The organism is Methylobacillus flagellatus KT, from assembly GCF_000013705.1.
GTDB classification, from domain to species: domain Bacteria; phylum Pseudomonadota; class Gammaproteobacteria; order Burkholderiales; family Methylophilaceae; genus Methylobacillus; species Methylobacillus flagellatus.
In genome coordinates this window covers 2281904-2294569 of sequence record NC_007947.1, presented here as the reverse complement: position 1 = coordinate 2294569, position 12666 = coordinate 2281904, and the positions used below count along the sequence as shown (strand labels likewise).

12 protein-coding genes are annotated in these 12666 nt (G+C 56.2%); 8 read left to right on the top strand and 4 right to left on the bottom strand.

All coding sequences use genetic code 11. The features are described 5' to 3' along the window. Nucleotides 1-2 precede the first annotated feature (2 nt). Genes MFLA_RS10975 through MFLA_RS10965 form a run of 3 tightly spaced genes read left to right on the top strand, consistent with a single transcriptional unit; the run spans nt 3 to nt 3152 of the window. Nucleotides 3-1175 (top strand): FAD-dependent monooxygenase, encoded by a 1173-nt coding sequence (locus MFLA_RS10975; protein WP_048811970.1) that lies wholly within the window; start codon nt 3-5, stop codon nt 1173-1175. 36 nt (nt 1176-1211) lie between these two features. After that, nucleotides 1212-2396, top strand: a complete 1185-nt coding sequence (locus MFLA_RS10970; protein ID WP_011480365.1) for an FAD-dependent monooxygenase — start codon at nt 1212-1214, stop codon at nt 2394-2396. Nucleotides 2397-2426: 30 nt separating this feature from the next. Then, the gene (locus MFLA_RS10965; RefSeq protein ID WP_011480364.1) at nt 2427-3152 is read left to right on the top strand and encodes a DsbC family protein; all 726 of its coding nucleotides are present in this window, start codon (nt 2427-2429) and stop codon (nt 3150-3152) included. Between the two features lie 89 nt (nt 3153-3241). Here the strand turns inward: MFLA_RS10965 and MFLA_RS10960 are convergent, their stop codons facing one another. Continuing rightward, nucleotides 3242-4450, bottom strand: coding sequence for a type II secretion system F family protein (locus MFLA_RS10960; protein WP_011480363.1), 1209 nt, complete (start codon nt 4448-4450; stop codon nt 3242-3244). 17 nt (nt 4451-4467) lie between these two features. Further along, complete coding sequence (pilB, locus tag MFLA_RS10955) at nt 4468-6177, bottom strand: type IV-A pilus assembly ATPase PilB (protein ID WP_011480362.1); 1710 nt, start codon at nt 6175-6177, stop codon at nt 4468-4470. A gap of 300 nt (nt 6178-6477) precedes the next feature. Between pilB and MFLA_RS10950 the strand changes: the two genes are divergently transcribed. Beyond that, entirely contained in the window at nt 6478-6681 is a 204-nt protein-coding gene (locus tag MFLA_RS10950; protein ID WP_011480361.1) for a cold-shock protein, read from the top strand. Between the two features lie 104 nt (nt 6682-6785). Here MFLA_RS10950 and icd read toward each other — a convergent pair whose 3' ends face one another. Continuing rightward, nucleotides 6786-8027 carry an NADP-dependent isocitrate dehydrogenase gene (gene icd, locus MFLA_RS10945; RefSeq protein ID WP_011480360.1) on the bottom strand — a complete coding sequence of 414 codons (1242 nt, stop codon included), beginning with the start codon at nt 8025-8027 and terminating at the stop codon, nt 6786-6788. A 58-nt stretch (nt 8028-8085) separates the two neighbouring features. Between icd and MFLA_RS10940 the strand changes: the two genes are divergently transcribed. The 4 genes from MFLA_RS10940 (at nt 8086) to MFLA_RS10925 (ending at nt 11763) form a co-directional block, all read left to right on the top strand. Continuing rightward, nucleotides 8086-8616, top strand: coding sequence for an rRNA large subunit pseudouridine synthase E (locus tag MFLA_RS10940; protein WP_011480359.1), 531 nt, complete (start codon nt 8086-8088; stop codon nt 8614-8616). 73 nt (nt 8617-8689) lie between these two features. After that, nucleotides 8690-9775: a chorismate synthase gene (aroC, locus tag MFLA_RS10935; protein WP_011480358.1), complete on the top strand. Its 1086-nt coding sequence runs from the start codon at nt 8690-8692 to the stop codon at nt 9773-9775. A 72-nt stretch (nt 9776-9847) separates the two neighbouring features. Continuing rightward, complete coding sequence (locus MFLA_RS10930) at nt 9848-10999, top strand: MFS transporter (protein ID WP_011480357.1); 1152 nt, start codon at nt 9848-9850, stop codon at nt 10997-10999. A gap of 122 nt (nt 11000-11121) precedes the next feature. Beyond that, a complete protein-coding gene (locus MFLA_RS10925; protein WP_011480356.1) occupies nt 11122-11763 on the top strand; it encodes a retropepsin-like aspartic protease family protein in 642 nt (213 codons plus the stop codon). 78 nt (nt 11764-11841) lie between these two features. On the opposite strand, the gene folE2 is transcribed toward MFLA_RS10925, so the two are convergent. Further along, nucleotides 11842-12642: a GTP cyclohydrolase FolE2 gene (folE2, locus tag MFLA_RS10920; RefSeq protein WP_011480355.1), complete on the bottom strand. Its 801-nt coding sequence runs from the start codon at nt 12640-12642 to the stop codon at nt 11842-11844. Nucleotides 12643-12666: the final 24 nt, after the last annotated feature.

Sequence of the window (12666 nt, the reverse complement as noted above, 5' to 3'; positions counted from 1 at the left end):
GCATGGCGATGGAACATGACCTGTTGATCGTGGGTGGCGGGCCGGTCGGGGCGACCCTGGCCCTGGCCCTGCAGTATAAGGGCATCGACGCTACCGTGCTCGAGGCCCGTGCCCACGGGGCCGCACATCATGACCAGCGCGCGCTGGCGTTGTCCTATGGCAGCATCCTGATTCTTGAGCGCCTTGGCTTGTGGTCCGGCCTCAAGCCAAAGGCGACAGCCATCAATACCATCCACGTTTCACAACGCGGCAGCCTGGGGCGCAGCCTGCTCAAGGCGGAGGATCACGACCAGCCTGCGCTGGGCTACGTGCTGTCTTATGGCGACCTTTCTGCAGCATTGGATGATGCCATCCGGCAGTTTCCCGGCATTCAGGTACGCTACGAAGCCGAAGCGCTTGCCATCAAGCCAGGCCGTGAAGCGGCGCATGTCGAATACCAGTACCAAGCGCAGGCATATTCCTGCAACAGCAGGATGACGGTGCTGGCGGATGGCGGGCGCAGCCTGGCGGACATCCCAGGCCTGGAGCGTGAGACCAAGCACTACGGGCATGATGCTCTGGTGAGCAAAGTCTCATGCGAGCTGCCTCACGACAACATCGCCTATGAGCGTTTCACGCCAGCCGGGCCGGTAGCGTTGCTGCCAAACGGCACCCGGGATTTCTCCCTGGTCTGGACTGGCAAGGCAGAGGAGGTTCAAGCGCTTCTGGCACTGGATGACGCTGCTTTCCTAGAGGCCTTGCACACCCATTTCGGCGACCGTGTCGGGCGCTTCCTCACGGTGGGCAAGCGCCTCAGCTTCCCGCTCAAACTGTCCTATCTCAAGCCGGTCACGGCACCGCACCTGACGGTGATCGGCAATGCCGCCCAGACCATGCATCCCGTAGCCGGGCAGGGGTTCAATGTCGGCATGCGAGACGCCTGGGAGCTGGCGCAATTGCTGGCGCAAACGCCATCTGAAGAATGGGGGATGGACAGGATGATGCAGGCTTACCAGGCAAGCCGCAAGGCGGATACCCGTGGCGGCTTGCTGTTCACCGACTTTCTCGTCAATGTGTTCTCGAATGATATCGTCGGATTGCGCAAGATCCGCTCGCTGGGATTGGGTCTGCTGGACATGCTGCCATTGGCCAAGCAGCACCTGGTCAGCAAGATGAGTTTCGGGCCTAGGGGTTAACATGGGGAACAGCGTTAACACGGGAGAAATGCTGGCATGGCAGATTTGAAACATGAGTTTGACATCATGGTGCTGGGTGCTGGCCTGGTCGGTGTCGCGACGGCGATAGCACTCAAGCTGAAAGGCCATCGCGTGATGCTGCTGGAGCAGGGCAAGGTTGGAGGCGAGCGGGCTGGGCTTGGATTGGCCGCATGGGACAGCCGGATTTACGCCCTGAGCCCGGGCAATGTTGCCTGGCTGGAGCAATTGGGCGTCTGGCCATTGTTGGACGCTGAGCGGGTTTGTGCGGTAGATAGCATGCGGATATGGGGTGACGATGGTGCGGCCCTGGAGCTGGATGCGTATGCTGCCAACCTGGCCAGCTTGAGTGTCATCGTCGAGGGAAGCCGCCTGCAGCAGGCCTTGCTTGCCAGACTGATGAGCTTGGATGTACCTGTGAATGATGAAATCAGCATTGATGGAGTTGACTGGAATCCAGAAAATGTGGTGTTGCATGCAGCTAACGGCGGCACCTATGCTGCCCCATTGCTGGTCGGGGCCGACGGGGCTTACTCCTGGCTGCGCGCCCAAGCGGATATCACGCTGAGACGGCATGATTATGCACAGATGGGCGTAGTGGCCAATTTTGCATGTGAGCATCCGCACCAGTCGCAAGCATGTCAATGGTTTCGCGGCAACGATGTGCTTGCCTGGCTGCCGTTGCCGCAGCAGCATATTTCCATTGTCTGGTCAGTGGATAATGCCAGGGCGCAGGCCTTGATGGCATTGGATGCTGATACACTGGCGCAAGAGGTGGCTGCTGCCGGGCAGCATCGCCTGGGCCGGTTGATGCTGGTTACCCCGGCGCAGGCCTTTCCGCTGGCGATGCAGGAAACAAGCAGCCTGGTCAAGCCTGGCCTGGCCCTGGTGGGGGATGCAGCGCACTTGGTCCATCCCCTGGCTGGGCAGGGAGTCAACCTGGGTTTCCGCGATGTGCAGGCATTGGCCGAAGCGGTTTCAGGGAAGCAGGCCAGGCGTCTGCCAGGCGACATATTCGTGTTGCGCCGTTATGAGCGGGCACGTAAAGCCGATATGATGTCCATGCGATTGCTGACACATGGGTTAAGTATGTTGTATGCACGTCCAATACCCTGGGTCAGGATGTTGCGCAATGAGGGTATGAAATGCTTGAACCGTATGCCGGCCTTGAAAAAACAGCTGGTACATTATGCGGTCATTTGATTTTTGAATCACAGGGAAAGAATTGAGCTTATGTCTAAGAAGTGGATTGCAATGTTGGCGGCTTCGTTGTTCGCGACGCATGCCTGGGCGGATGAAGCCGGCCTGAAGAAGGCGATAGAGGCCACTTATCCCAAGGTCAAAGTGGATAGTGTGGTGAAGACACCTTATGCTGGTTTGTATGAAGTCTTCCTTGATGGCCAGATCATTTATACCGATGACAAGTTCAGCTTCCTGATTGCCGAAGGGCGATTGGTAGAGCCCAAGAGCAAGCGCGACATCACGGGTGAGCGCATGGATGAGTTGACCAGGGTTGATTTCGCCTCCCTCCCGTTGGATCAGGCGGTCAAAGTGGTCAAGGGTAATGGCAGCCGTAAGCTGGTGGTGTTTTCCGATCCCGACTGTCCTTACTGCAAGCGCCTCGAGCAAAAAGAGCTCAGCAATATCAATGACGTGACGATTTATACCTTCCTGTTCCCATTGGAGCAGCTCCATCCTGATGCCGCCAACAAGTCACGCGCCATATGGTGTGCACCAGACCGTGCCAAGGCCTGGAATGACTGGATATTGAACGGGCAGTTGCCCAAGGCGCAGGGAACCTGCGATACCCCAATCGAAAAAGTGGCTGAACTGGGGCGTAAGCTCAATGTGACCAGCACCCCGACCCTGATTTTTGCCGATGGCAAGCGGATGCTGGGTGCATATCCGGCCAAGGATATCGAAAAGGCCATGGCAGCGGCACCAGGAAGCAAGAAGTAAGGTAGGGTGCGCGATCATCAAGGGAAGGGATCACTTCCTTGATGATCGGTGTTGCATATCAATACAGTTTTTCCGTCGGCATAATATGCCTACACTACTTGGCCCATCTTGAATATCGGCAGGTACATGGCGATCACCAGGCCGCCAATCAGGGTGCCGAGCACTACCATGATGATAGGCTCCATCAAGCTCGAAAGGGCCTCAACTGCGTCATCCACTTCACCCTCGTAAAAATCCGCCACCTTGCCCAGCATGGAATCCAGTGCGCCGGACTCCTCGCCGATAGCGACCATTTGCAGCACCATATTGGGAAAGACTTCCGTGTTCTGCATCGCGACGGTGAGGCTGGCACCTGTGCTGATCTCGCTCTGAACCTTCTTGGTTGCGTCATGATAGACGCGGTTGCCTGACGCGCCAGCAACTGAATCCAGCGCCTCGACCAGCGGGACACCGGCGGCAAACATGGTGGACAACGTGCGCGAGAAACGTGCAATCGTGGCCTTGCGGATCACCTCGCCAAAAATGGGCATCTTGAGCAGCAGCCTGTCCATGCTGGATTGCATCTTTTCTGAACGTTTCCAGGTGTAGAAGAAGAACCAGAGGGCACCGCCAATCGATCCGAAGATGGCCCACCAGTAGTCAACGAAGAAATCGGATATCGCCATGACCATGACGGTGGGGGCAGGTAAGTCGGCACCGAAGCTGCTGAACAGCTCCTTGAATGCCGGAATCACGAAAATCATGATGACGGCGGTGATCACGAAAGCCACCACGATAATGGAGATGGGATAGAACAGGGCCGACTTGATCTTGCCCTTGATGGCGAGGATCTTTTCCTTGTAGGTGGCAAGTCTGTCCAGCAGGGAGTCCAGGATACCGGCCTGCTCGCCGGCGCCAACAAGGTTGCAGAACAGGTTGTCGAAATACAAGGGGTATTTGCGGAAAGCCTGACTCAGGCTGCTCCCGGTTTCCACGTCAGCCTTGATGTCGCCAAGCAGCTTGCTTACTGCAGGATTGCTATGCCCCTTCCCGACGATATCAAACGCCTGTAGCAGAGGAACACCGGCTTTCATCATGGTGGCGAGCTGGCGGGTGAATAACGTGACATCCTTGTCTGTAATCTTGCCGCCGGACTTGAAGCGCTGTTTGCTGATTTTGACGACATTGATACCTTGGCGGCGCAGCGTGGCCTTGACGAAGGCTTCACCGCTGGCCTTCATCTCCCCCTTGACGCGCTTGCCTTTCCTGTCCGTGCCCTCCCAGGCGTACGTCACTTCCTTTGTTTCCTTGGCAGCCATGGCTTCCTAATTTCGTTCTATTCGTTGGTGACAGCTTCAATTTCCTCCAGCGAGGTCAGCCCCTGCTTGACCTTGAGCAAGCCGGATTGCCGCAAGTCGCGGATGCCTTCCCGCTGTGCCTGGTCTGCAATGTCGTGCGATGTGCCGTTTTTCATGATGATGCGGCTCATCTCCTCGGATACCGGCATGACCTGGTAAATCCCGACCCGGCCCTTGTAGCCAAGGGTACAGTACTCGCATCCTTCAGGGTTGGCTGCATAGGGCTGCCAGCTGCCGTCCAGATCCTCCTCCTTGAAACCAATGTCTAGCAGGGTTTCGCGCGGAATGTCGGCCGGTACCTTGCAATGCGGGCACAGCTTGCGCGCCAGGCGCTGTGCTGTTATTAACGACACGGCAGAGGCAATATTGAAGGGGGCCACCCCCATATTCACCAGTCGCGTCAAGGTGGAGGGGGCATCATTGGTATGCAGGGTGGAAAGCACCATATGGCCGGTAGATGCTGCCTTGATCGCCATGTCGGCAGTTTCCAGATCACGAATTTCCCCGATCATGATGATGTCCGGATCCTGCCGCAGGAAGGATTTCAGGGCCGCTGCGAATGTCAGCCCTTGTTTGTCATTGACATTGACCTGGTTGATGCCGGGCAACGGGATTTCCGCAGGGTCTTCCGCCGTGGAAATGTTCACGCCGGGCTCGTTGAGGATATTGAGGCAGGTATACAGTGAAACCGTTTTTCCTGACCCGGTCGGACCCGTGACCAGGACCAGGCCATAAGGGCGGGTCACTGCATGGAGCAATGCCTCCTTCTGGTCGGGCTCATAGCCAAGGGCGTCGATCCCGAGCTTGGCGCTGCTGGGGTCGAGGATACGCATCACGATTTTCTCGCCGTTGATCAGGGGCAGCGTGCTGACACGAAAATCGATGGTGCGTGTCTTGGACAGCACCAGTTTCATACGGCCATCCTGGGGAATGCGTTTTTCCGAGATGTCGAGGTTGGAGATGACCTTGATGCGTGATGCCAGCTTATCCTTGATCGCAAGCGGCGGCTGGGCAATCTCGCGCAGGATGCCGTCTACACGGTAGCGGATGCGGTAAAACTTCTCATAGGGTTCGAAATGCAGGTCGGATGCGCCCATGTTGATCGCGTCGAGCAAGATTTTCTGGATGTACTTGACGACTGGGGCGTCTTCAATTTCGAGCGTGGGCTCCGGCTCGCTCTCCTTTTCTTCCGACTCCAGGCCGAAGTCGTCTTCACTGACCAGGGATTGCATGGTGGTGTCACTTGCTTCCACCAGTCTGTCTATCCATTTCCCCAGCTTGTCATCCTCGACAATGACCGGCAACAATGTCTTGCCGGTCTGGAACTGGATTTCATCAAGCATGGGTAGGTTGGTGGGGTCGGACAAGGCCACAAACATATTGTTGCCGCGATTGTAGAGCGTGATGACGCGGTAGCTCTGCATGAGTTGCGGGCTGATGCCTTTGCTGGGAAGGAATTCGGGGTTTAACGTATTGAGGTCCAGCAATGGATAACCAAAGGCCTGGGAGGATGCCTGGGCGATTTGCAATGCAGTGAACTTGCGCGATTGCAGCAGCTGGCTGATGAATGAAATCTGCTTGTCGCTGGCAGCTGCCTGGATGGTGACGGCCTCATCCTCGCTCAGCATGTTCTGGTGAATCAATACACGAGCGAGTCCGCCCAGTTTGTTCGATACGGTGGCAGCCATTAATGTTCAAGCCAATCTATATTCTTGATTACGCGGAATCCACAATGATGATGCATGCTGGGATTTTTTTTGTAAAGCGCGCAGGGAGTTCCTTGCATAGTACTTGCACGATCAAGCATGGAGATGAAAAAAATAACAAATGCCATCTAAAAAGCGCTTGACTTATTCGAACAACCCACGTAAAAACGCAACAGGCGTTTGGAATTCGAGTGCATTGTAGCCGGCAACTACCGACTTTAATTCTTGAAGTACAAACTTTTGGGGTCGCCTCCCCTTAGATATATGCAAGGAAGTATTGAAATGGCAACAGGTACAGTAAAGTGGTTTAATGATTCCAAAGGTTTTGGCTTCATTACCCCGGATGATGGTGGTGACGATTTGTTCGCACACTTCTCCGCAATTGTAGAAGCTGGCTACAAGAGTCTGAAGGAAGGCCAACGTGTATCATTTGATGTTACCGAAGGTCCTAAGGGCAAGCAGGCTTCCAATATCCAGAAAGCTTAAGCTTGACTCTCTGATGACTATATAGTCCTCAAAAATAAAAAGGCCGGAGAAATCCGGCCTTTTTATTTGTCAGCGCCTCGTCAGGGCTGGCTCCAGCGCCATCATCATGACATGTGCTTGACGATCTCCGCACCGAATTCTGCACTGCCGACTTGCGTGGCGCCTTCCATTTGTGATGAGAAGTCATGGGTAACACGCTTTGCCTGGATCGCCTTGGCCACACCGTTAATGACCAGGTCGGCGGCCTCAGTCCATCCCAGGTGGCGCAACATCATCTCGGCTGACAGGATCAGCGAACTTGGATTGGCGATATCCTTGCCCGCGATCTTGGGAGCCGTACCGTGGGTGGCCTCGAACATGGCCACGGTATCCGAGATATTGGCACCGGGCGCAATGCCGATACCACCTACCTGGGCTGCGAGCGCATCTGAGATATAGTCGCCGTTCAGGTTTAGGGTGGCCACTACGTCGTAGTCTGCAGGGTGCAGCAGGATTTCCTGCAGGAAGGCATCGGCGATGCAGTCCTTGATGATGATGCCATTGGGCAGCTTGCACCACGGCCCGCCGTCAATTTCCACTGCACCGAACTCTTCCTTGGCGACTTCGTAACCCCAAGTCTTAAATCCGCCTTCGGTGAACTTCATGATGTTGCCCTTGTGGGCAATGGTTACGGACTTGCGGTTGTTGTCGATGGCGTACTGGATCGCCTTGCGCACCAGGCGCTTGCTGCCGTCGATTGACACCGGCTTGATGCCGATGGCGGAAGCTTCTGGGAAGCGTATCTTCTTGCGCACACCCATGTCACTGAGGAAGTCCACCACCTTTTTCACCTCGTCGGTACCGGCAGCCCATTCGATACCGGCATAGATGTCCTCGGTATTCTCGCGGAAAATCACCATGTTGGTTTTTTCAGGATGCTTGACCGGGCTGGGCACGCCTTGAAAATACTGGATCGGACGCAGGCAGACATACAGGTCGAGTTCCTGGCGCAAGGTCACGTTGAGCGAGCGGATGCCACCGCCTACGGGAGTGGTCAGCGGTCCCTTGATGGAAATGACATAATCTTTGACGGCCTTGAGTGTTTCATCGGGTAGCCAGGTGTTGTCACCATAGGTCTTCACGGCTTTTTCGCCGGCATATACCTCCATCCAGGCAATGGCGCGTTTGCCGCCATAGGCCTTGGCGACGGCGCTGTCGACGACATGGCGCATGGGTGGGGTGATATCGACGCCGATACCGTCGCCTTCGATAAATGGGATAATCGGGTGATCGGGCACATTGAGCGAGTTGTCCGCATTAACGCTGATTTTCTCGCCAGTAGTGGGTACTTTGATTTTTGTAGACATTCAGAACTATCCTATTCAAACGCTAGAGAGACGGGCGCAATCATTCCATGAGACCAACATGCTGATTTTATTCAATAAGCCTTATGGTGTAATTTGCCAGTTCAGTCCCCATGAAAAGCACAAGACATTGAAGGATTATATTGCTGTGCCAGGGGTTTATGCCGCTGGGCGGCTTGATACTGACAGTGAAGGTCTGCTTATTCTAACCGATGATGGGCGACTTCAACACCGCATATCGCATCCCAGGCACAAAGAATTCAAAACTTACTGGGTGCAGGTAGAGGGCGACCCCAGCGATGAAGCATTGGAGCCCCTACGGCATGGCATGGATCTGGGCGACTTCGTTACCCAGCCTGCTAAAGTCAGGCGCATAGAAGAACCAGCCGGGTTATGGCCCAGGCACCCGCCTATCCGCGAGCGCAAGGCCATTCCGACTGCCTGGCTGGAAGTGATCATCGCTGAGGGCAAGAATCGCCAGGTGCGGCGGATGACCGCTAAGGCAGGGTTCCCGACATTGCGCCTGGTGCGCTATGCGGTGGGGCAGCATACGCTCGAAGGCATCGCGCCAGGGGAGTGGAGGCAGCTTTAGCCGGGCCAAATCCTATGGCCGGATATGGTAAACTCCGGTCCTTAATCCACATATTGCATAGTAGATCACATCCATGTCCGGCAATACCATAGGCACCCTGTTTACCCTGACTTCTTTCGGCGAATCACATGGCCCGGCCATCGGTGGGGTTGTGGACGGATGCCCGCCGGGGTTGGAGCTGTCGGTGGAGGATATCCAGCAGGAACTGGACCGCCGCAAGCCAGGCACATCGCGCCATGTCACCCAGCGCAAGGAGCCGGATACCGTGGAGATATTGTCGGGGGTGTTCGAGGGCAGGACGACAGGCACGCCGATTGGCTTGCTGATCCGCAATCAGGACCAGCGCAGCCAGGATTACGGTAAGATCGCCGAGACCTTCCGTCCCGGGCATGCCGATTATACCTACTGGCAGAAATACGGTATTCGCGATTATCGCGGTGGCGGCCGCTCCAGTGCGCGCGAGACAGCCGTGCGTGTTGCCGCGGGTGCTATCGCCAAGAAGTGGCTCAAGCAGCGCTATGGTGTCACGATCCGAGGTTGCATGAGTCAGCTGGGAGACATCCAGATTCCTTTCGAGTCGTGGGACGCAGTGAGCCGGAATGCCTTCTTTGCGCCGAACGAAACCATCCTCCCTGAACTCGAGGCCTATCTTGACCGCATCCGCAGCGAGCGCGACTCCGTAGGCGCGAAAATTACGGTGGTGGCCGAAGGCGTGCCCGTAGGCTGGGGCGAGCCGGTCTATGATCGTCTGGACGCCGACATTGCGCATGCGATGATGGGCATCAATGCCGCCAAGGGCGTGGAAATCGGCGATGGATTTGCCAGTGTGGCCCAGCGGGGCTCGGTGCACGGTGACGAACTGACGCCTCAGGGGTTTGCCAGCAACCATGCAGGCGGCATACTTGGCGGCATTTCCAGTGGCCAGGACATTATTGCCCATGTCGCATTCAAGCCAACTTCCAGCATTCCGCAATTGCGCCATTCCATCGACAAGCATGGTGCGGCCCTGGAAATGCAGACCACGGGTCGCCATGACCCTTGCGTGGGTGTACGCGCCACGCCCATTGTCGAAGCCATGATGGCACTGGTGCTGATGGATCATGCCTTGCGCCATCGCGCCCAGAACGCCGATGTCTCGGTGGACACCGTCAAGCGCTGAGACGACCCGGCAGGCATTGTCTGTGCCCCTGCCTAGAGCTACGCTTCCGCGCTGAGCCTATATTGAGTTGACATGAAAAGCCATGTTTCGCTGCCCTATTGGCGCCTGTCCGGCTTTTACTGTGCCTACTTCGGCTTTGTCGGCGCCTTTACCCCGTTTTGGACCTTGTATCTCCAGTCTTTGGCGTTCAACGCCTTCCAGATTGCGATCCTGATGTCCTTATTCCAGGTCGCGCGCAGCTTTTCCCCCAGCCTGTGGGGCTGGCTGGCAGACCGGCGCGGGCATCGTGTCCCGATTATCCAATTCCTTGCTGGTGCCAGCCTGCTGGCTTATGTCGGCGTGTTTTTCGGCAATAGTTTTTACTGGTTGTTTGCGGTCATGCTGGCGTTGAGCTTTTTCTGGAGCGCCTCTTTGCCTTTGATCGAGGCAGTTACCCTGGGCCATCTTGGCGACAGGCTGGACCGTTATGGGCATATCCGCCTCTGGGGCTCAATAGGGTTTGTGGTCGCGGTGATCGGGCTCGGCTATGCCGTGCAATACCTGGGCATGATGGCATTGCTGTGGGTCATCCTGCTCCTGCTGGGCGCTGTCTGGGTGTTGTCCTGGCGCCTGGAGGATCCGCTGGTGGAGTTGCAGCATCACGATAGCGACGGCTCCTGGTGGGCGATATTGCGCAGGCGCGAGGTCATGGCACTGATGGCCGCCTGTTTCGCCATGTCTGCCGCGCATGGCGTCTACTATACTTTTTACTCGATCTACCTGGTGGATCATGGCTATAGCAAGGGCATGGTCGGATGGTTATGGGGCCTGGGTGTGATATGTGAAATCATGGTGTTTCTGTATATGCCCAAGCTGTTTGCCCTTTTCGGCTTGCGACGCATCATGCTCGCCAGCCTGCTCCTGGCATTCGTGCGCTTCTTCGTGATCGGCTGGGCCGTGGAAGTCTGGTGGTTGATCATGCTTGCGCAGACATTGCATGCGGCGACCTTCGGCTCCTATCATGCGGCAGCCGTGGCACTGACGCACCGATATTTCAAGGGCAGGCACCAATCCAAGGGCCAAGGGCTGTATACCAGCATTTCTTATGGCGTTGGCGGGACGCTGGGGGCCGTGATCAGTGGTTTTGCCTGGGAGAGTATAGGCCCAAGCTGGACATTTACCGCATCTGCACTATGCGCTATGCTCGGGTTTATCTTTTTCATGTTCATGATGCGGGAAGATTGAGGAGCCGCTAACAAAATCAACTCAAGTGATTCTGGCCAGCCGTTCCGCCGCAGACAGTACAACAAGTAAGGCAGGGCAACGACGCCAGAAAGGGATGTTGGCGGCTCCAAAAAGGGGAAACAATGCGGATATTGATGTGGGTACTGCCATGGTTGCTGCCTTCGCTGGCTTGGGCGGAAACCCAGGTGAATATCGTCGGACTATTCCAGGGTAAGGCGATCATGGTCATCAATGGTGGCAAGCCGCGCACTCTTGCAGTCGGCGAGGTGAGTCCAGAAGGCATTCGCCTGGTGGCAGCAAGCAGTGACAGGGCGGTGATCGAGGTGGACGGACTGAAGCGGGAGCTGGGCATGGGGCAGGCCCTTGCGCTGCCAAGCAAGGAGCCAGCAGCCAGCGGCAGTGTGACCTTATATGCCGATTCGACCGGGCATCATTTCGTCGATGGACATATCAATGGCGCCGCCTTGCGCTTCCTGGTGGATACGGGCGCATCCGCCGTCGTCCTGAACAGCGGCGATGCCAAATATGCTAGGATCGACTACAAACGCGGCATACCCGTATCCGTGCAGACGGCGAACGGCGTGGCCAATGCCTACAAGGTGGTGATTAATCAGGTGCGGCTCAACGGGCTGGTGTTGAGCCAAGTGGACGGGCTGGTCATGGAGGGCGGTTCGCCTGCGGTCGTGTTACTGGGCATGAGCGCGCTTAACCGCATGGAAATGAAACGCGATGGTATCGCACTGACGCTGACCAAAAAATATTAAGTTTCGGCGGCTCCATCACATCAAAAACGGCAGCCCAGGCTGCCGTTTTTTGTCAACATAACGTGACCGTACCGTTACTTACTTACGCTTATCTTTTTCGATCAGCGCATACGCGGAGTGGTTGTGGATGGATTCAAAGTTTTCCGATTCCACTGTATAGCTGACAATCCGTGTCTCGATATTCAATTGCGCCGCGACATCGCGCACGATATCTTCAACGAACTTGGGATTATCGTAGGCACGCTCGGTGACGTACTTCTCGTCAGGACGCTTGAGCAGGCCATACACTTCGCAAGAGGCTTGGTCCTCTACCATGCGGATGATGTCCTCCACCCAGATGAAGTCGTTGATCAGTGCGGTCACGGTGACATGTGAGCGCTGGTTGTGGGCGCCATAGTCCGAGATTTTCTTCGAGCAAGGGCAGAGGCTGGTCACGGGCACGACGACCTTGACGGTGATGTCGTACTTGCCCTTGTTGATTTCGCCGATGAAGGTGACCTCGTAGTCCGAGAGGCTCTGTACGCCAGAAACCGGTGCGGTCTTGTTCACGAAATAAGGGAAAGTCATCTCGACGTGGCCGGATTCAGCATCGAGGCGTTCCACCATGGCCCTCAGGATGCTTTCGAAGGATTCCACCGAGATTTCGCGCTCATTGTTGTTGAGAATTTCAACAAAGCGCGACATGTGCGTGCCCTTGAAGTTGTGCGGCAGGTACACATACATGTTGAAAGTCGCAACGGTGTGCTGTACGCCGCCGGTCTTGTCCTTGACCTTGACCGGGTGGCGGATGGATTTGATTCCTACCTTGTCAATGGCGAGCTGCCGGGTATCCGGGGTATTCTGCACATCTTCAATAGGAGGAATGGAGGGCTGGTTCATGGGCTTCCTGAAATGCTAAGAGTG